At 62.7% G+C, this 19,550-nt stretch carries 17 protein-coding genes; 9 read left to right on the forward strand and 8 right to left on the reverse strand.

Translation table 11 applies throughout. The annotated features are described in order from the left end of the window. Nucleotides 1–310: 310 nt before the first annotated feature. On the forward strand, nucleotides 311–2,047 hold the full coding sequence (locus BUB62_RS07650) for a phospho-sugar mutase (protein WP_073108224.1): 1,737 nt from the start codon (nucleotides 311–313) through the stop codon (nucleotides 2,045–2,047). 295 nt (nucleotides 2,048–2,342) lie between these two features. Here BUB62_RS07650 and BUB62_RS07655 read toward each other — a convergent pair whose 3' ends face one another. The 7 genes from BUB62_RS07655 to BUB62_RS18720 form a co-directional block, all read right to left on the reverse strand. Beyond that, the gene (locus BUB62_RS07655) at nucleotides 2,343–4,025 is read right to left on the reverse strand and encodes an ABC1 kinase family protein (RefSeq protein WP_073108227.1); all 1,683 of its coding nucleotides are present in this window, start codon (nucleotides 4,023–4,025) and stop codon (nucleotides 2,343–2,345) included. A 142-nt stretch (nucleotides 4,026–4,167) separates the two neighbouring features. Then, nucleotides 4,168–4,722, reverse strand: coding sequence for a phasin family protein (locus BUB62_RS07660; RefSeq protein WP_073108231.1), 555 nt, complete (start codon nucleotides 4,720–4,722; stop codon nucleotides 4,168–4,170). 236 nt (nucleotides 4,723–4,958) lie between these two features. Further along, nucleotides 4,959–5,939 carry an alpha/beta hydrolase gene (locus BUB62_RS07665; RefSeq protein ID WP_073108234.1) on the reverse strand — a complete coding sequence of 327 codons (981 nt, stop codon included), beginning with the start codon at nucleotides 5,937–5,939 and terminating at the stop codon, nucleotides 4,959–4,961. A gap of 180 nt (nucleotides 5,940–6,119) precedes the next feature. Next, nucleotides 6,120–7,283, reverse strand: a complete 1,164-nt coding sequence (locus tag BUB62_RS07670) for a lysophospholipid acyltransferase family protein (protein ID WP_073108236.1) — start codon at nucleotides 7,281–7,283, stop codon at nucleotides 6,120–6,122. A gap of 159 nt (nucleotides 7,284–7,442) precedes the next feature. After that, nucleotides 7,443–8,705: an aspartyl protease family protein gene (locus tag BUB62_RS07675; RefSeq protein WP_159437424.1), complete on the reverse strand. Its 1,263-nt coding sequence runs from the start codon at nucleotides 8,703–8,705 to the stop codon at nucleotides 7,443–7,445. Between the two features lie 85 nt (nucleotides 8,706–8,790). After that, a complete protein-coding gene (locus BUB62_RS07680) occupies nucleotides 8,791–9,864 on the reverse strand; it encodes an o-succinylbenzoate synthase (protein WP_073108242.1) in 1,074 nt (357 codons plus the stop codon). A gap of 231 nt (nucleotides 9,865–10,095) precedes the next feature. After that, on the reverse strand, nucleotides 10,096–10,374 hold the full coding sequence (locus BUB62_RS18720; protein ID WP_084538908.1) for a KGG domain-containing protein: 279 nt from the start codon (nucleotides 10,372–10,374) through the stop codon (nucleotides 10,096–10,098). Between the two features lie 297 nt (nucleotides 10,375–10,671). Between BUB62_RS18720 and egtB the strand changes: the two genes are divergently transcribed. From egtB to BUB62_RS07715, 6 genes are all read left to right on the forward strand, one after another. Next, nucleotides 10,672–11,985 (forward strand): ergothioneine biosynthesis protein EgtB, encoded by a 1,314-nt coding sequence (gene egtB, locus BUB62_RS07690; RefSeq protein WP_073108246.1) that lies wholly within the window; start codon nucleotides 10,672–10,674, stop codon nucleotides 11,983–11,985. 68 nt (nucleotides 11,986–12,053) lie between these two features. Next, nucleotides 12,054–13,079: an L-histidine N(alpha)-methyltransferase gene (egtD, locus tag BUB62_RS07695; protein ID WP_084538909.1), complete on the forward strand. Its 1,026-nt coding sequence runs from the start codon at nucleotides 12,054–12,056 to the stop codon at nucleotides 13,077–13,079. A 140-nt stretch (nucleotides 13,080–13,219) separates the two neighbouring features. Continuing rightward, on the forward strand, nucleotides 13,220–14,350 hold the full coding sequence (locus tag BUB62_RS07700; protein WP_073108252.1) for a pyridoxal phosphate-dependent aminotransferase: 1,131 nt from the start codon (nucleotides 13,220–13,222) through the stop codon (nucleotides 14,348–14,350). Nucleotides 14,351–14,636: 286 nt separating this feature from the next. Then, entirely contained in the window at nucleotides 14,637–16,004 is a 1,368-nt protein-coding gene (locus BUB62_RS07705; RefSeq protein WP_073108255.1) for an MATE family efflux transporter, read from the forward strand. Between the two features lie 105 nt (nucleotides 16,005–16,109). Further along, nucleotides 16,110–16,679 carry a DUF922 domain-containing protein gene (locus BUB62_RS07710; RefSeq protein WP_073108258.1) on the forward strand — a complete coding sequence of 190 codons (570 nt, stop codon included), beginning with the start codon at nucleotides 16,110–16,112 and terminating at the stop codon, nucleotides 16,677–16,679. Between the two features lie 151 nt (nucleotides 16,680–16,830). Next, nucleotides 16,831–17,178: a tRNA-binding protein gene (locus BUB62_RS07715; RefSeq protein ID WP_073108261.1), complete on the forward strand. Its 348-nt coding sequence runs from the start codon at nucleotides 16,831–16,833 to the stop codon at nucleotides 17,176–17,178. 32 nt (nucleotides 17,179–17,210) lie between these two features. On the opposite strand, the gene BUB62_RS07720 is transcribed toward BUB62_RS07715, so the two are convergent. Then, nucleotides 17,211–17,615 (reverse strand): DUF4296 domain-containing protein, encoded by a 405-nt coding sequence (locus BUB62_RS07720; protein WP_073108265.1) that lies wholly within the window; start codon nucleotides 17,613–17,615, stop codon nucleotides 17,211–17,213. A 36-nt stretch (nucleotides 17,616–17,651) separates the two neighbouring features. Here BUB62_RS07720 and BUB62_RS07725 point away from each other — a divergent pair, with 36 nt between their 5' ends. Next, complete coding sequence (locus tag BUB62_RS07725; RefSeq protein WP_073108267.1) at nucleotides 17,652–18,554, forward strand: DUF58 domain-containing protein; 903 nt, start codon at nucleotides 17,652–17,654, stop codon at nucleotides 18,552–18,554. Then, a complete protein-coding gene (locus BUB62_RS07730) occupies nucleotides 18,547–19,455 on the forward strand; it encodes a hypothetical protein (protein ID WP_073108269.1) in 909 nt (302 codons plus the stop codon). The genes BUB62_RS07725 and BUB62_RS07730 overlap by 8 nt, the downstream gene beginning before the upstream one ends. Nucleotides 19,456–19,550 lie beyond the last annotated feature (95 nt).

Consider the following 19,550-nt stretch of genomic DNA (forward strand, 5'->3'; position numbering starts at 1 on the left):
AGGAGGCACGACGAAGCAATCCGTCCTCTGAAATGTAAAAAGCCCTGTTTTATCACAAAGCCCTGACGCATGCACACGTCAGGGCTTTGTGTTTAATCAGGGCTCAACTCATTGTTCAGGACGGATTGCTTCGCTCTGCTCGCAATGACAGCCGACAGGCTTTTTGCTTAATCAAGGTTTCGCTCATTGTCCAGGACGGATTGTTTCGTCCTTCGTCCTCGCAATGACAGGCGGGTGCGCAAGTCCAGCCAAAACCTCTTTTCTTTACGCCCGTTCTTTACCCCTTTCCTCTCCTATCCCGCCCTTTCGCATGGCCCTGACCCCCGAAATCCAGACCCGCGTTACCTCCTGGCTCACCGGCAACTACGACGCCGACACTAAGGCCGCCATTCAGCAATTGGTGGATGCCGACCACGAAGAAGCTTTGAGCGACGCCTTCTACCGCACCCTCGAATTCGGCACCGGCGGCCTGCGCGGCATCATGGGCGCGGGCTCCAACCGCATGAACCGCTACACGCTGGGCATGGCCACCCAGGGCCTGTGCAACTACCTGCTAAAGTGCTTCCCCGGCCAGGAAATCAAGGTGACCCTGGCCCACGACTCGCGCAACAACAGCCGCGAGTTTGCCCAGATTGCGGCTGACATCTTCTCGGCCAACGGTATCACGGCCTACCTGTTCGAGGCCCTGCGGCCCACGCCGGAGCTGTCCTTTGCCATCCGCCACCTGGGCTGCCAGAGCGGCTGCGTGATTACCGCCTCCCACAACCCTAAGGAATACAACGGCTACAAAGTGTACTGGCAGGATGGCTCGCAGGTAGTAGCCCCCCACGACAAGAACATCATTGCCGAAGTCGAGGCCATCCAGAGCCCCGACGAGGTAAAGTTCACCGCCAACCCGGCCCTGATTCACTCCCTGGGCGCGGATATGGACGAGGCCTACCTCACGGAAGTCCACAAGCTCAGCATCAACCCCGCCGCCATCCAGCGCCAGCACGATCTGAAAATCGTGTACACGCCCCTGCACGGCACCGGCATTACGATGGTGCCCAAGGCGCTGGCCAAATTCGGCTTCACCAACGTGAGCATCGTGGAGGCCCAGGCCACCCCCGACGGCAATTTCCCCACCGTGCTGTCGCCCAATCCCGAGGAGAAAGTAGCCATGCAGATGGCCCTCGACCAGGCCAAAGCTCAGGATGCCGACCTCGTGCTGGCTACCGACCCGGATGCCGACCGCATCGGCATCGGGGTGAAGAACACGGCCGGCGAGTGGGTGCTGCTCAACGGCAACCAAACCGCCGCCCTGCTCACCCAGTACCTGCTCTCGGCCCGCAAGGAAGCCGGCAAGATGACCCCGAAAGACTACATCGTCTACACCATCGTGACCAGCGACGTGCTCGGCGACATTGCCCGCCACTACGGCGTGAAGGCCTACCAGACGCTGACCGGCTTTAAGTACATTGCCGGCATCATCCGCGACCTGGAAGGCCAAGAAAATTACATCGGCGGCGGCGAGGAAAGCTACGGCTACATGATCGGCGACTTCGTGCGCGACAAGGACTCCATCTCGGCCTGCGCCATCATTGCCGAAATGGCGGCCGTGGCCAAGGACCGCGGCCAGTCGCTCTACGAGGCGATGGTGCAGATGTACACCGAGTATGGCCTATACAAGGAAGACCTGATTTCGCTCACCAAAAAGGGCCAGCGCGGCGCTGAGGAGATTCAGGAGATGATGCGCAGCCTGCGGGCCAATCCGCCCAAAACCATTGCCCAGCAGCAGGTAGTGGAGCTGCGCGATTATAAAACCGGCCTCATCAAAAACCTGCAAACGGGCCAGGAAACGCCCACCGGCCTGGAAAGCTCCAACGTGCTCCAGTTCATCCTCGCCGACGGCAGCAAGGTATCGGCCCGCCCTTCGGGCACCGAGCCCAAAATCAAGTTCTACTTCAGCGTGCGCAACCCGCTCAAGTCCGCCGTGGACTTCGACCAGGTGAACGCCAAGCTCGGCGACTACATCAACCTCATTATTGAGGATATGCAGCTGAAATAGGCAGTTTTGTACTTCAAGAAAAAGCCTGGTTTGCGCAAGCCAGGCTTTTTCTTTGGAATATACCCAGGCTAAAAGCTTACTCAATCTGAAGGTGCGGAATACGGACCAGTAGCCCCGGAGGGGCGACATATCGGTAGTAAAACGGGCCGGAGGTCGTACCAAAGCCCCCGCGGGGCGACACCTCTTCAACGATTGGTGCCGCCCCTCGGGGGCTCCGGCTGGGTTGTGCCGGTTATGACTACCGACATCTCACCCCGCTGGGGCTGTGGTTCCATACCATACGCTGCAATATGATCTACTTCCGCTCCCGCTGCGTCCCCAGAATCAGCAGGATCAGCAGCAGAAAGCCCGTGATGCCCAGGCTCCACCAGGTGAGCACCGGAATGCCCTGCACGTAGCGCATTTCCGGGGAGTAGCGCCCGAGCAGGCTCAGGCCCGAAAACAGCAGAAACGCCACCGCCAGCGCCGCGATGATGGAGCGCGACACGAGCTGGTCGGCTTTGCGCAGCAGGCCCTGATAGCCGCCGTGCTCGATCTTGAGCCGCAGGTCGCCGCGCGAGATTTTGCGCATAATCTGGCGCACGTCGGTGGGCAGCGTGGTGAGCAGGGCCAGCAGCTGGGAGCCGGTGTACTGGGCCTCGCTGAGGATATTCTCGGTGGAATACTGCTCGGCGATGATGCGGGCTCCGTAGGGCCGCACGAACTCGAACGTATTGAAGTGCGGGTGCAGCACCTTGCCGATGCCCTCCAGAATCACCAGCGCCCGGAGAATCAGGAACACCGCGCCGGGCACTTGCAGCTTGTAGTTGTAGATAATCACTTGGAGGCGGTCGGCCAGGTCGCCCATACTCATTTCCTTCACGTCGAGGGTCGTGAAGTCTTCGATGAGGTCGTTCAGGTCGGCCTCGAAGCGGCGCATGTCGGGGATGTCGGCCGTGACGGCGAGGCGGCGGAAGTTCAGGGCCATGCTGCGGGCATCCTGCCGGGCCATGCCAATGAACACGCCCGCAAACGCATATTTCTGCTGCTTGGTGAGCTTGCCCACCATGCCGAAGTCGATGAGCACTAGCGTGCCGTCGGGGCGCACCAGCACGTTACCGGGGTGCGGGTCGGCGTGGAATATCCCGAACTCGAAAATCTGGGTCAGGTAGATGTCCATGCCCGTTTCGGCCACCGTGGCGGGGCTTAGGCCCCATTCCAGCAGTTTTTCCTTGTCGGAAATCTTGCAGCCGCTCACGAATTCGATGACCAGGATTTTGGCCGTAGACAGCTCCCGATAGGGCTTCGGAATGTAGAAGGTTTCGTAGTTCTCGTAGAGCTTGCGAAACTGGTCCATGCTGCGGGCCTCGGACGTGTAATCCAACTCCTTCATCATGCTGCGCTCGAAGGCATCCACAATGTCTTCGGGGTTGCCCAGGCCGTGGTTGCGCAGAAAGCCGGCCGTGAGGCGCACCAGCTCGTGCAGCAAACTCAGGTCGGTGCGCACCTTTTCCTGCACGTCGGGGCGCTGCACCTTCACCACCACCAGCTCGCCGGTGAGCAGCCGCGCCTTGTGCACCTGCCCGATACTGGCCGAGCCCAGCGGCACGTCGTCAAACTCGGTGAACACCTCGGAAATAGGCCGGCCCAGCTCCCGCTCAATGATCTGCTTGGCCAGCACCACGTCGAAGGGTGGCACGTCGCTCTGCAGCTTCTCAAACTCGTCGATGAGCGGTTGCGGGAGCAGGTCGGCGCGGTTGCTCAGGGCCTGGGCCAGCTTGATGAACGTGGGACCCAGCTCCTCAATCACCATCCGGATTCGCTCCCAGCGCGTGGTTTCAAACACGGTTTTTTCGGCGTGCTGCCACGAAACCCGCCGCTTCTGCGTGATGAGGCGGCGCAGAGCCGTGTTGGTCACCACATCCTCAAACCCGTAGCGCGCCAGCACTTCCGCCACCTGCCGGATGCGGTTCAGATTGGAAATCGTATTCTTGAACATAGCGGGCGCGAAAGCGGGAACGGTGGAGGAAACGCTGCAAAATAAGCAGTTTCAGGGCGCGGCCGGCATCTGCCGCCGCACGCACAAAAAAGCCAGTGCCCGCGCAATCGGGGCACTGGCTTTTCGGGCCGAAACCGGCTGCTTACGAGGCGCTGCCGCCGCCGTTGCTGCCGCTGTCCGAAGCCTTGGGAGCCGCGGGCTTCGCCGCCGACGAAGAGGATTTGGACGACGAAGACTTGGCCGCGCCAGCCTTGGCCGCCGCCGATTTCTGGGCCGTGCCCGCGGCGCTACTCACCTTGTCAGCCGCCTTTTTGGTGGCACCGGCGGCTTTGGCCGTGGCGCTCGAAGCGGGCTTGGCGCTGCTTTTGGAAGCGCTGCCTTTGCTGGCCGACGAAGACGAAGATGACGAGGCCGACTTGGAGCCGCCTTTCACGCTACGCTTCAGGTCTTCCACATCGGAGTTAGAGGCCACGCCCACGCTCTTCATGAGCTTGGAGGCGATGCCGCTGAACTGCTTTTCCAGCTCTTTGCGCTTGGTTTCGGAGTTCTTTTTCAAGTCGTCCATAATCTTCTTCCCCTCCTGCTCCGACAGCTTGCTCTCCTTCACCAGCGCATCAATGGCGCTCTGCACCCGGTCACTGGTCAGCGACGCGAAACCGACGCCGGCATTGATGAATTTCTTAAACAAATCTTCCATGGCGTTGACTGATTAAAAGGGTTAGAGAGAAACGAAAATGAGGGTTGAGACGCTGCTGATGGCCTAAAGTAGTATGCAAGCCGAGTAATTTCGACAAACCTACAAAAACATAGCTATATAGTTGGTGGTGAGGAAAGAAATTTTCGTGCTCGTCCGTTTCACCGCAGGTTTCATGGCTTAAAACAATAGAAAAAATCCTTGTCGCTCCCCGGCCAGCGCCGCTTTGCGGGCCGCTGCTACAGCCGGGCCCGCAGCCGGGGGGCGGCGGCTTTTGGTGGGCGGGTGCTTCCAAGAATGCGGGCTGCTTCGGCCTGCGCCGCCCAGATGCCGTGGGTGAAGGCGGCTACTTTATCCAGGGCCAGCCGGGCCTCGGGCACCAATCGCCAGAACAGATGCCACCAATGAATGAGGCCCTCAAACGTCTGGAGTGTGACGGGCACGCCGGCCAACTGCGCCTTGCCGGCAAAGCTGAGCACGTCGTCGCAGAGCACTTCGGCATCGGAAACCTGGAGCAGCAGCGGCGGCAGCTCGTGCAAATCGGCCTGAACGGGCGACAGCAGCGGGTGCGCCAGCGGCACTGCATTGGCGTAGTGGCCGCCCCAGCCCCGAATGGTAAGGGCTTCGAGCAGCTGCAGCTCCTCGTGGGCTACGCGGCGGATGGTGGCCGTGGAGAGCACCAGATCGGTCCAGGGCGAGAGGCCGATGGCGGCGGCGGGCAGCGGCTCCCGGTTGTCGCGCAGGGCAATGAGCAGCGCCAGGGCCAGCCCGCCACCGGCCGAGTCGCCGGCCACGATGATATCGTGGGGCTGATAGCCCTGGGTTAGCAGCCAGCGGTAGGCCAGCCGGGCATCGTCGAGGGCGGCCGGGAACGGAAAATCGGGTGCCTTGCGGTAGTCGATGGCCAGCGCCTGCAGACCGCAGCGCCGGGCCAGCTCGCCAATGAAGCTGCGGTGCGTATTGAGCGAGCCCAGCACGTAGCCGCCGCCGTGCAGATACAGCAGCACGCGGCCGACCGGGGCATTCTGCGGCCGAATCCACTCGGCGGCCATGCCCTCGATGCGCACACTTTCGAGGTGCACGCCCCAGGGCAGAAACTGAAACAGACTGCCCACTTCCAGCCCCAGGCGCAGGCCGTTCAGGCTGGGCCGGCGGCGGGCCAGCGGACCGGTAGCGGCCGTCAGAAATTGTTTGAGAAGTAAATGCTGGGGGGAAGGCATTGGGGTGGGAAACAGAGCGCGGAAATTGGAAGAAAAAGTGGCCGACCAGGAGCTACAGGACAGCTTGACGGCGAGCCTCACGTGCAGCAGAAGTCTGGCTACACGGGCTTCGACTCCTTTTACTGCCTGAAACAGTATGGGTTACGACGTTGGGGCAGAAATTATAGTTTCCGAAGAGCCCTACCGTTTGTTCTCGCTCAGCCGATGGCCTTTGTAGCCGCGGATGGCAATCGGAATCCAGCCCAGAATCGGAATGAAAAAGCTCAGCGTGAAGGGGTTGCGCCAGATCATGCGCAGCCACGCGCCGGGGCGGGCCAACTGCAGGTCGATGGGGCCGCCGGGGCTTTTGGTGTATTGCTGCTCAAACTCGGTGAACAGGGCCGGCCAGGAAAAGGGCAGGAAAAAGGGGAAATAGCGCCAGTTGGCGCGGATGCGCTGCCACATTTCCTTCCAGCGGTACGGGTGGCGGCCGTAGCGGTGCACGGCGGCATCCATCTCGGCCTGCATCTGCTGGCGCACCTGGTTGGAAAGCGCCTCGTATTCGGCGCGGGTCAGCTCGTCGTGGGCTTTGTCGGTCAGCTCGTAGGGCTTGATGCGGGTGCCCAGCACGAAGGTGAGCTTGGCCGGATAGGCCATGTAGAAAAACCACGGCTGCAGCAGCACCATGATGACGATGGGGCCGAACGGAATGAACGGAATGCCGATTTTCTTGCTCAGATTGTTGAGCCAGTCCCAGCTGTAGGCGTAGGGGTTCAGGTATTCGCCGTTGATGGTGTAGAATGGCACAATATCGGTGCGGTGCTGGATGCCGAGACGGATGATGCTGGTGGCCAGGCGCTGCAGCTGGTACTTACGGTTGAACCCCTTGCCAATGCCGGGCACGCCCTCGGGGTACAGCATCAGGTTGTGGTCGTTGTAGTACATCATCGTCTCGAAATTCAGCGTGGTGGCATCCACGCAGCCGCAGCGCTTCCAGAAGTCGCGGATCAGAAACGGATTCATCAGGGCCGACTGCGAGAGCATGGGCGCGGAAAGCGGGCGGGGCAGGTCGCGCAGGTCGGGCAGCTTGCGCCACAGGTGCGAGAGGGCCACCATAGCATCCCAGGGGAAAGCCATGCCCGAGTGGTTGGAGGCAAAAATCAGTGGCTTGTCGGGGTCATTGCGCTGCGGATAGTCGTCGAAGCCCACCAGCTCGGAGCGAAACCAGACCCGGTCGAGCAGCTGCAGAATGTGCTCATCGAGCTTCCAGACGAAGTTTTCGTCGAAATAATCGGAGTAGATGTGCTGATTGGCCCGGATTTCGGGCGGCGGGGTGGGCAGCGCGGGCGAAGGGGCCGTGGGCATCGGAGAGAAGGGGCGCGGGAGGTGGAAGCTCGGCTAAGACGGGCTCCTAATGTAGGAAAAATATCAGGCGGTTGATTGAATAGAGGGCACTTTGGGCCAAAAACCCGGCTATAAATACGGGCTTGGCCGACGGCCCCGGGCCTGCCGGCCGCGCTGGGGCTAAATCTGGCGTTTCAGCTGGATCTTAGCTATATATAGCTCCCCATCGGCGCGGCGCACTACCAGCATAATCTGGCGGCCGTCGGCGGAGTGAAAAACACGGCTTACCTGCGTGAGGGTGAGGCTGTTGCTGGGTGCCATGTTGATAAACACCAGCTCATCGTCGGAGCGCAGGCCGGCCAGGGCGGCCGGCGAGCCGGGCTGCACCTGCACAATAACATAGCGCCGGTAGTCGGGGCCGGTGGCCAGCAGCTCGAAGCCGCACATATCATGCTCGAAGGGCTCCCGAAAAAGGGCGTTGGGCCGCAGCAGCAGGTAGTTTTTATCGTAGTTAATCACCATGTCGAACCGTTTCAGCAGCTCGAAGCCGATGTTGCCGTTGCGGGGCACGCCGGCCCGGAGCGCCACGTTGTCGGCATCTGGAAACGAGGTGAGCAGCGTTTTGAGCCGGTAGCGGCCCAGCTGAATGGCCGCCACGCGGCCCAGGTAGCCATTGATGAAGCCGTTCAGCCCCCGGCCGAGCTGGGTGCGCAACCGCTGGGGCGGCAACACCAGCCGCGGGTCGGAAGTGGTTTCGATGGAGAGGGCATGGCCCGCGCCGGTATCCAGAATCAGCTTGAGCGGCAGCGTGAGCGAGTCGGACAGGGATACCGGGGTCGTGATGTAGGTTTTGCTGCCTTCCAGCTCCAGCGGCAGATGGGCCCAGCGCTGGCTGAGGGGCTTGCGGTAGTGCGCAGGGTCGGAGAAGATAAGGGAGGCCTCGGCCGGCCGCACGGTCACCACGAAGCTGCGAAACAGATCGTACCCGAGTATGCCGTGAATGGTCGTACCCACGTAGTTCGACAGATTCAGCACATCTTCGGAGAGTACCAGAAACGGAATATTGGGCCCCACAACGCCCGGCAGCTCTACCCGCACGCTGTCGGTGTGAAAAGCTTCCAGCGCCGCCTCGCTGCCCGCCCCCGCCACCCGGAAGCGCTGCCCCACGCGCAGCTTCAGCTCGTCGCGCAGGCTGGGGTCGGTGATCAGCGATATGCCCACGCCCGTATCGAGCAGAAAGTTATACGGCCCTTTGCCGTTCAGGCTGGCCGTGAGCACAATAAGGTTGCGCTGCAGCACAAAGGGCCTTTTTAGCCGATGGAGGCGTTCATTGGTGAACCGAAAAGGCAGCGACTGCGCCGGCCCGGCCAGCGCCGACAGCACCAGCACCAGGCACACGAGGCCGCGGGCGTACCAGCGCCGGGCTGGCTGAGCAACGTTCAAGGAGGGGCAGAGCAGCATATTGGGAGGGCGGGCAGGCAGGTAAGATAGACAAAATTCTATTTTACCGGATGCACCGCCCCGCCCCTTATTCGCCCACTATTCCCCAGATTTCCCCCGGCTCGTAGTGCAGCGTCCCGCGGCGGATGTGCAGCGGGGCCGTCACGTTATTGTGATAAAGCTGCCCCGTGCCCAGCCCCTGCGGAAAGCCCGGCCGGGCATAGCTGCCCGCAAACTGGCTGATGGCATTCAGCCCTACGTTCGACTCCAGCGCCGACGTGAGCCACCAGCCGATGCCCCGCGCCTCCGCCGCCTCAATCCAGCGCAGCGCGGCCCCCAGGCCGCCAACCAGCGTGGGTTTCAGAATAACGTAGGCGGGCTGAATCTGCGCCAGCAGCGCGGTCTGCCGGTCAGATTCGGTTACGCCAATCAGCTCCTCATCCAGCGCCACCGGAATGGGCGAGGCCCGGCAGAGCGCGGCCATTGCCGGCCCTTGTCCGGCCGCAATGGGCTGCTCGATGGAATGCAAGTCGAAGCGGGCCAGTTGGTTGAGCTTGCCCAATGCTTCGGCCAGGCCGAAAGCGCCGTTGGCATCTACGCGCAGCGTAAGCTGGTCCGGCCCGGCCACGGCCCTTATTTCGGCCAGCAGCTTTAACTCAGTGGCAAAATCGAGGCTGCCGATTTTGAGCTTCAGGCAGGAGTAGCCTTCGGCCAGCTTTTTCTCGATTTGTGCGCGCATGAAGGCCGCGTCGCCCATCCAGACCAGCCCGTTGATGGGAATGCCGGCTTGGCCCCGGCTGAAGTCGTTGTCGTAGATACAGTGCCGGCCGCCGTGGTGCCAGTCGAGGGCGGCGGTTTCGAGGGCGAAGCGTAGCGCGGGCCACTCGGGGCCGACCAGCGTAGCAGCTTCGTCGGCCGGCAGTTCCTTGATTTTAAGACTATTGAACTCGGCGCAGAACCCGGCGACTTTGGCCTCGAAGCCGGGCCCGAAGTCGGGGCTGAGGCCGGCCAGCGGCGCGGCTTCGCCCAGGCCCTGGCGGCCGGGCTGCCCGGTATGGGTGAGGTGCAGGTAGTAGGCGGCGTGCTCGGCCAGCGCCCCGCGCGAGGTGCGGGCCGGAAAGTTGAAGCGCAGCACGCGCCGCGACCAGGTGAGCTGAAGCATAGGGAGAAAAACCAGTTGGACTGGCAAGTAACAGGCAAACCCTGAATTTGGCCGCGACCCCGGCCAAGAGCAGTGATTTTAGCTTGCCGCTTTGTTGAGCTGCGCAAAGCGGCTTAGCGGGCAGGCTAATCAGTTCTGCCGCCAAATCGCCACTAAAAAAACAAGCCCCCATGCGTTGCATGGAGGCTTGGCGGCAATAGGTGTAAAAGCTATCAGATTGGCGGGCAGGGGCTAGCGAACGGCGTTGGCTGAGCCAGTGCGGCGGCTGGCCTGGCCGCCTTTGCGGCCTGCGGCGCGGGCTTCTTCGGAAGTGAACCGATGCCCACGGCCGCTTTCGTGCGAGGCCCGGCCGCCTTCACTGGCAATGCGCCGCTGCTCGGCGGGGTCCATGGCGGCGAAGCCCCGAACGCTTTTCCCATTTACGCTCGTAGCCTTGCCCTGGCTGGCTAGCCGGCTGCCTTCAGCAGAACGGGGGGCAGTGGTTTTCTGGGCCTGATTGTGTGTGATCATAGCGTTTTTGTGTTGGAGGTTGGAAAAAATGCAGAGCGTGTCGCAGCAAGCCCGCTGCTAAGTAATGATAGGCATAATCGACTGAAAAACAGGCCAAAAAGGCCAAAATACCAACTTTTACGGAGGTAGTCTACGTAGTTAAACGCAGACTGCGCGACAAATACGGATGAGCTTTGTCAGCCACTGCACTTGCTTAAGCGGCCGCCCGCCGGGCGGGCCCGTTACCTGGGATCCGCGGAACCTGAAAACCCGCTCAGTGCTTTTCCAGTTACCTTGGTGCCCCTTGCTTTTCCGCCCATGCTCGCTCCACAACCCTATCCGCTGAATGCTGTGCTGCCCGGTCTGCAGCAGCGCTACCAGGCCGTGCGTCGCCAAACCGCCGATCTGTGCCGCCCGCTGCTGCCCGAAGACACCGTGGTGCAGCCCATCATTGATGTGAGCCCGCCCAAGTGGCATCTGGCGCACACCACCTGGTTTTTCGAGACGTTTATCCTGAAGGAATACCAACCTGGCTACCAGGTTTTTCACCCCGACTACGCCTTTCTGTTCAACTCGTACTACAACTCGCTGGGCAGCCGCGTGAACCGCGCCGACCGAGGCACCCTTTCGCGCCCGCCGCTGGCCGACGTGTATGCCTACCGCGCCCACGTAGACGAGCACATGGCCGCGCTGCTGCACACGCTGCACGAGGCCGAAACGGAGCTGCCAGCCGCCTTTGCCGGGGTGTTTGAGCTGGGCCTGCAGCATGAGCAGCAGCACCAGGAATTGTTAGTAACAGATATAAAGTACATTCTGAGTACCAGCCCGCTGGCGCCGGCTTATATAAATGAGCAATCAGCAGTGAGCAAGGAGCAGGAGTTTCGTAGCTCATTGCCCCCAGCCACCTGGCTGCCCGTGCCCGGCGGCATTCACCGCATTGGTCACCAGGAAGAAGGCTTCTGCTTCGACAACGAACAGTCCCCGCACGATACCTACGTGGCCGATTTCAGCCTACAAAACCGCCTCGTGACCAATGCCGACTACCTGCAGTTTATGGCGGCGGGCGGCTACCAGGATTTCCGCTACTGGCTGGGCGAGGGCTGGGACCTGGCGCAGCAGGCCGGGTGGGAAGCGCCGCTGTATTGGGTGCGTCGGGGCGAAGCATGGTTTCGCTTCACCCACCACGGGCTGCAGCCGCTGAATATGGCCGCACCCGTCACGCACGTCAGCTTTTACGAGGCCGATGCCTACGCCCATTGGGCCGGGGCGCGGCTGCCCACCGAACAGGAATGGGAAATTGCGGCCCGCCACTTCGAAGCCGAGGCCACTGGCACTTTCCTGGAAAGCCAGCGCTTCGACCCGCAGCCTTTGGCCCCGGATGCTGCTCCCGACCAGTGCCATCAGCTGCTCGGCGAAGCCTGGGAATGGACGTATTCGGCCTACCACCCCTACCCCGGCTACCAGCGGGCCGCCGGGGCGCTGGGCGAATACAACGGCAAGTTCATGCTGAACCAGCTGGTGCTGCGCGGCGGCTCCTGCGCCACGCCGGCCAGCCACATCCGCCTCACCTACCGCAATTTCTTCCACCCCGATAAGCGCTGGCAGTTCACCGGCATCCGGCTGGCCCGCTAGCGGCTGCGGAGCCGCGTTGTTCTGTCGGGCTGCTTCGGCGGGCCCTTTTTCTCTCCCTCATTTGCTCTATGGCTGCTCTTTCGCCTTCTGCCGCTGATACCTCCGTTTTGCCTCCGAAGCCCGCTGCCCCGGCGGCCGACGCTACCGATGCCCTGGCCCGCCATGTGGCCCAGGGCCTGAGCCGACCCCAGAAAACCTTGTCGTCGATGTATTTTTATGACGACGAGGGCAGCCGGCTTTTTCAGCAGATTATGGCGCTGCCGGAGTATTATCCTACCCGCACCGAGTTTGGCCTGCTCACCACGCACCGCGCGGCCATTGCCGCGGCGCTGTGCCCGGAGAGAGCCGATGAAGAGTTTTTCCTGCTGGAGCTGGGAGCCGGCGACGGCCTGAAAACCAAGATTCTGCTGCGCGAGCTGCTGGCCGGCGGGGCCAATTTCACCTACGTACCGGTCGATATTTCGGCGGCAGCGGTAGAAGGGCTGGCGGCCAGCCTGCGCCAGGAGCTGCCGGCGCTGCGTGTGGAGGGCCTGGTGGCCGAATACGCGCAGGCGCTGGCCCTGATGGCCGCCCGGCCCGGCCGCAAGGCGGTGCTGTTTTTGGGCTCTACCATCGGCAACTTCCTGCCCACCGACCGTCTGGAGTTTTTGCGGGCCCTGGTGCGCCCCCTCACCCCCCACGACCGGCTGCTCATCGGCTTCGACCTGCAGAAGGACCCGCGCCTGATCCGGGCCGCCTATGACGACAGCCAGGGCGTGACGGCCGCCTTCAACCTGAACCTGCTGCGCCGCCTGAACCGGGAGCTGGGCACCGATTTCGACCTCGCCCGCTGGCAGCACTACACCGACTACGACCCGCTTAGCGGGGCCGTGCGCTCTTTTCTGGTGAGCACCCAACCGCAAAGCGTGACGGTGGCAGCCTTGGGCCAAACCTTCGATTTCGCGGCCTGGGAAGCGATTCATACCGAAAACTCCTACAAATTCACGCCGTCGCTTATCACCAGTATTGCGGCGGAAGCGGGGTTGGAAGCGCAGCGGTTTTTCACGGATGAGCAGCAGTATTTCGCCGACGTGATTTTGAGCCCGCAAGGTTAAGCACTGCCGTGCTGCTCGTTGAACGGTGTAGAGACGCATACCTGCGTCTCGTCGTCCGCGCCATTCAACGGGTTCGTTCAACGACGAGACGCAAGTATGCTTCTCTACACCATTCGGCCAGCCCACCTTCGCTTTTCCGCATGAGCACCGCTTTTCCCGCTCTCATCAGCCTAGCCTCGGGCTATGGCGACTTTCCAACGCCGGCCGTAGCCTCGGTGCGGGCGGCGCAGGCGCTGTCGGGGCAGCTGCCCATCAGCCCGATTCAGGGCCTGCCGGAACTGCGGGAGGCGCTGGCCCACCGCTTCCGCGCCCAGGGTGCCACGGTGGCCGCCGAGCAAATCGTGGTAACGCCGGGGGCCAAAGCTGCCTTATTCGCGGTGCTGAAAACACTGCTAGAGTCCGGCGACGAGGTGTTGATGCCCATGCCCAACTGGTTCGGCTTCGCGGCTTTGGTAGAAAAGGCCGGCGGCACGCTTCGCCCTTTGCCTCTCGACCCCGCCGATAACTACGCCCTGACGCCGGAAACGCTGCGCGCCGCCCTCACGCCCGCCACCCGCGTGCTGCTGCTCAGCAACCCCAACAACCCCACCGGCCGCGTTTACCACCGGGCCGAGCTGGCCCAGCTGCTGGCCGTGACGGGCGAGTTTCCGCGCCTGAAAGTACTTTCGGATGAGATTTACGACCACATCAACTTTGGGCCGGTGCCGGTGCCCTCACTGTTGGAATGGCCTGATCCGTTGGGGCAGCACATTGTGGTAAATGGCTTTTCCAAGTCGCTGGCGCTTATTGGCTGGGGCGTGGGCTACTTAGTGGCCCCGGCAGCAGTGGCTGAAGCCAGCGCCGCGTGGCAGTTTGCGACCAGTGCGGCCGTGCCCGTGCCCAACCAGCTGGCCGCGCTAGCCGCTACCGAAGCTACTGCCGGCATCACGGCGGAGCTGCGCACGCGCCTGGCCCCGGCCAGGGCCCTGCTGCTGCAGGCGCTAGCGGACCTGCTCCAAGTGCGCTGCTCCGTGCCAGAAGGCACCTACTACGCCTTCCCTGACTTCACCGCCTACCTCGACCCCACTTTACCTCCCGTTCAGGCTTCCGCCCGCCTTTTCTACCAGCTGCGGGCTGCGGGCGTTGAGCTGGTGGATGGCGCTACATGTGGAGCGGCGGGCTTTGCCCGCATCTCGTGCGCCGTGCCGGAACCACTGCTGCGCGAGGCCCTGCGGCGGCTAGCGGCGGGACTGGCGGCGCTGGGGCCTATTGAGACACTGCAAGTCAAATAGTTAGTTAACTAACCGCAACGCGGCGACAGGTTTGTAGTAATTGGCAAGAATGACGAACAAAGGCGCGTAGCGGTGACAGAATAGCCCGAACGGCTCTGTCACCGCTACGCGGCTTTAATTCTTTCTGCAATTGGACGCTACAAACCTGCCGCCGCGTTGCGGCTTGTTTGTCACTTGCAATGGCTGCTATTTGCCCAAGTAGCGGGTAGGACGTTTGGCGGCTAACTTTTACCCCCGCCCCGCGCCGGAGCATCGTACCTTTGCGGCTTCATTTTGCTTTTCCGTCATGCCGCTCAATGCCATTCGCCCCCATATCAAGCCCATGCTGCTGCTGGCCTATCCGGTAGTGCTGAGCCAGTTAGGCCACGTATTGGTAAACGTGTGCGACAGTGTGATGGTGGGCCAGCTGGGCAAAGTGCCGCTGGCGGCCGTGTCGTTGGGGGTGAGCGTGAATACGGTGGTGCTGGTGCTGGGCCTGGGGATGTCGATGGGCATCACGCCGCTGGTGGCCGCCGCTAACGGCAAGCGCGACGTGCCGGCGCTGGGCAGCCTGCTGGTGAACGGCGTGTGGTTGAGCGTGCTGGCGGGCGTGGTGCTGGCGGCGGGCGGCCTGCTCATTGCCCCGCTGCTGGGCTACCTCAACCAGCCCGCCGAAGTAGTGGCGCTGGCCGCGCCGTGGGTGCGGGTGCTGTTTTTGTCCTTGCTGCCGCTGATGGTGTTTCAGGGCTTCAAGCAGTTTGCCGAAGGGCTGGGCCTCACCCGGCAAGCCATGGTGCTGTCCATTCTGGCCAACGTCATCAACGCGCTGCTGTGCTACGTGCTCATTTTCGGGCGCTTCGGGCTGCCGGCGCTGGGGCTGATGGGCTCGGCCTGGGCCACGCTCATCGCCCGCGTGCTGATGGCCGCCCTGATGGCGGCCTACGTGCTGCGGGCCCGGCGGCTGCAGCCCTACCGCGCGGCGGCCGGCTCGTGGCTGCAGCCCGCCCGCGCCACGCTGGGCCGCATTTTCGACCTCGGCGCGCCCATCGGGGTGCAGATGATGTTTGAAATGGGCGCGTTCAGCTTCTCGGCCATCATGATTGGCTGGCTCGGGGCCACTTCGCTGGCCGCCCACCAGATTGCCATCAACGTGGCTTCCGTCACCTACATGGCGGCCAGCGGCATTGCGGCGGCGGCTACCATCCGGGTGGGCTACTTCCGCGGCACCGGCGATGCGCAGGGCGCCCGGCAGGCCGGTTTCACGGCCTATGGCCTCACGTTCGTGTTTATGGGCACTATGGCCCTTATCCTGATTATGGCCCGGCACGCGGTGCCGCACTTCTACAACCACGACCCGGAAGTGGTGGCGCAGGCGGCCACGCTGCTGCTCATCGCGGCCCTGTTTCAGGTGTCCGATGGCCTGCAGGTGGTGGGGCTGGGGGCGCTACGGGGGCTGGAAGATGTGAAAGTACCCTCGGTGGTGGCGCTGCTGGCGTATTGGGCCGTGGCCTTGCCTTTCGGCTACTGGCTGGGGTTCAAGCTGGATCTGGGCGCTATCGGGGTGTGGGTGGGGCTGCTCACGGGCCTCACGCTGGTGGCGGGCGTGCTGCTGTGGCGCTTTCGCCAGCATAGCGCCGTGCCGACCGTGGTGCCGGAAGCCGCCGTTAGTCGCTAAGCGGGGCCATTTGCGTAGCGCCCCGCGGTTTGGGGAACCAAGCCGGGCGTTGCGGCCTTTGCTGAGGCAGAACCGTCCATTCGTATCGTTTCCGCTGTAGCCTTCATGCACTTTTTCTCCTTTCTGCTTCCGCTGCTGGCCTGGCTGCCGGCCCAGGGTCCGGCCGGCCAGACGGCTCCCGCCGCCGCCGCTCCCGCCGACAAAATAGCCTGGACGGCCAACCGGCCGCTGGCCTGGGCCGATTTCAAGGGCCGCCCCCTGCCCGCCGATCAGCTCGCCGCCCTCACTTCCGCCACCATCGATGTGCAGGTGGGCTGCCAGGACTACGTGTTTTCGTCGCAGGTGAAAGCCGTGTTCATTCCGTCCGAGTCGTGGGTGCGCGATGCCAAAAAGGCGTCGCCCGGCCTGCTGCGCCACGAGCAGCTACACTTCGACATCACGGAGCTGCACGCCCGCATGTTGCGCCAGAAGCTCACCATCGTAAAGCTGGACTGTGAGCATCTGCAGCCGGCCTTCAAAAATCTCTCGAACGCAGCCTTTTCGGCCTGGAAGCGCGAAGAAGCACGCTACGACAGCGAAACCAATAACGGCCTGAACGAAGCGAAGCAGAAATTCTGGGAAACTCAGGTGCAGCAGCGTCTGGCATTGCTCGATAAATTTGCCGCGGTGCCGTAGGGTTGGGGAGCTGGTGTTTACCTGTCATCCTGAGCTTGCGAAGGACCTTATGGGATGAGAATGAGTCGTTGGTACGAATATCATTCTCATCCCATAAGGTCCTTCGCAAGCTCAGGATGACAGTCCCATTTCACAACTTCAACCACCTCAAATGCCCCCCTCTTCCCCCATTACCTGGGCCGATTTTGAGCGCATCGACCTGCGCGTGGGCACCATTCTGGAAGCCCGCGACTTTCCGCAGGCCCGCAAGCCCGCCTACCAGCTGCTGATTGACTTCGGCCCCGAAATCGGGACTAAGCGCTCCAGCGCCCAGATTACGCATCACTACACGCCCGCCAGCCTGGTAGGCCGGCAGGTGCTGGCCGTGGTCAACTTTCCGCCCAAGCAGATTGGGCCTTTCCGGTCGGAAGTGCTGGTGACGGGCACTCCGGATGCCGCGGGCCACATTGTGCTGGCTGCGCTGGCCGCGCCAGTGCCCAACGGCAGCCGGCTGGCGTAGCCGGTTTTCGGGCAACTACTCCGGGGTGCTTCCTACCACTTGGGAATCTCCTTTTCGGCCGCCGCGGCTGCCGGGTTGGTGAGGCGCAGCTGCCGGAAGGCCAGGCTGTCAATCACGGTGCCGTAGATTTCGTCCAGGTCTTTTTCGTGGGCGGCGTAGTAGCGGTAGCTGTGCACGAAAAGCGAGTCCGATACATCGTGGCGCCACAAAATATCGTTGTGCAGGCGCAGATACAGCGCACGGGCCGAGTCCGGGGGCAGGGCCGCGCCTTCCACCCGCGACTCGGTCAGGTGCAGCTCCACCAGCAGGCGCACCATTTTCTCTTTGGGCAGCAGCGGCTGGGGCGGCTGCGCTTCTTCCGGCCGCTGACACTGGGTCAGCAACCCGGTCAGCAACAGCAGCAAAGGCACACGCAGGAAGGCAGGGAGCTTTTTCACGCCGCAAAGTTAGGAGGAAGCCGTAGTTTAGCTGAAATGAATTCGCCCACCGCTACCCCGTTCCAACAAATCGTGCGCAAGCTGCGGCAGCTGGAGATACGCATTCTGAAGGCGGCGGATGCGCAGCTGCAGGGCGATTTTCACTCCGTTTTCAAGGGTACGGGCCTCGAATTCGACGATGTGCGCCTGTATCAGTACGGCGACGAGGTGCGGGCCATCGACTGGGCCGTATCGAGCAAAGGCCACGGCACCTTCGTAAAAACCTACAAGGAAGAGCGTGAGCAGTCGGTGCTGCTGCTGCTCGATGTGAGCGCCTCGCAGCAGGTAGGGGCCGCCGGCCGCCGCAAGCTCGACGTGGGCCGCGAAATCTGCGGTATTCTGGCCCTGGCCGCCGCCCGCCAGGACGCGCAGCTCGGCATTATGGCCTTTTCGGACCAGAAGGAGCTGTATCTGGCCCCTGGCAAAGGCATCCGCCACGCCTACACGCTCATCAAGCGGCTGTTTGAATTGGAGCCCAAATCGAGGCAGACGGCCGTGGGGGCGGGCATCAAGCAGGCGCTGGGCGTGCTGAAGCGGCGCAGCATTATCCTGCTGATTTCTGACTTTATCGACCAGAACTACGAGCGCGAATTGACGATGCTGGCCCGCAAGCACGACCTGGTCGTGATTCAGCTGCTGGACCAGCGCGAGCGGGAATTTCCGCCGCTGGGCATCATTCCGCTGCTCGATCAGGAGTCGGGGCGCACGGTGTGGGTCAATACTTCGGCCGAGGCGTTTCGGGCGCGCTACCGCGCCACCTACGAGCAGAATCGCGAGCAGATCGGCCGGATTTGCCGCCGCCACCGCACCGAATATCTTTCCATTGCCACCGATGCCGACTATGTGCCTCAGCTGGTGAAGCTGTTCCGCCAGCGTAATCAGCGGGGCGGCCGTGCGTAAGCGGGGGCTGCTGCTGGCCGTGCTGCTGCTGACCGGCGTTGCGCAGGCCCAGGTGCCGGCCACGGAGCTGACCAGCCGCTTCCGTCGCTCCACTACGCGCGTCGGCCAGCCCATCGACTACGAGCTGAGCTACCGCCACGCGCCGGCCCAGGAAGTCATCTTCCCCGACTCCACGGCCGACTTCGCGCCCTTCGAGTTCGTGGGCAAAACCTACGTCCCTACCCGCACCCGCCACGGCCGCAGCCTCGACCGCACGGTGTACCACTTGCGCACTTTCGCGCTGGATTCGGTGCAGCGGCTGCGCCTCTCCATTACGGTGTTGCAGGGCCGCGACACGCTGCTGCTGCCCGCTCCGGAAGCCACGGTGCGCCTGCTCCGCACGGCCCCGACGCCGGAAGGCCCGGAGCCGCCCGCGCTGCGCCAGAATACGGCTCTGGTTCCCGTGCAACCCGAATTTAACTGGCCGTATTGGGTGGCCGGCGCGGGGCTGCTGGGGTTGCTGGGGCTGGCCCTGGTGGTGGGTTTCGGCAGCCGGCTGCGCCGCCGCTACCAGCGCTACAAGCTGCGTAAAAACCACGCGTATTTCCTGGCCCAGTACGCCCGCCACGTGGAGCGCTTCACGCTTTCCCGCTCGCTGGCCAACATGGAGCGGGCCATTACGCTCTGGAAAAACTACCTCTCCGTGCTGGAAAACAACATTATCAACAGCCTGACTACCAAAGAGGTAGTGGCCCACTTTCAGAACGATGCCGACGTGAGTATGGCCCTGCAGATTGCCGACAAGGTGATTTATGGCAACCAGCTCAGCGAGGAAGAAGCCGAAACCGATCTGGCCTTCGTGCTGCTGCGTAACTTTGCCGAACGCCGCTACGCGCTGGTAGCCGAGCAGCCTGTGGAGTAGACTGTGAATCGGTGCTGTCCTGCTGAGCGAAGTCGAAGCATCTCTACCGCTTCGTTGCAATAGTGAGCCAATCAAAGCGGTAGAGATGCTTCGAC

Source organism: Hymenobacter daecheongensis DSM 21074, assembly GCF_900141805.1.
Lineage (GTDB): Bacteria > Bacteroidota > Bacteroidia > Cytophagales > Hymenobacteraceae > Hymenobacter > Hymenobacter daecheongensis.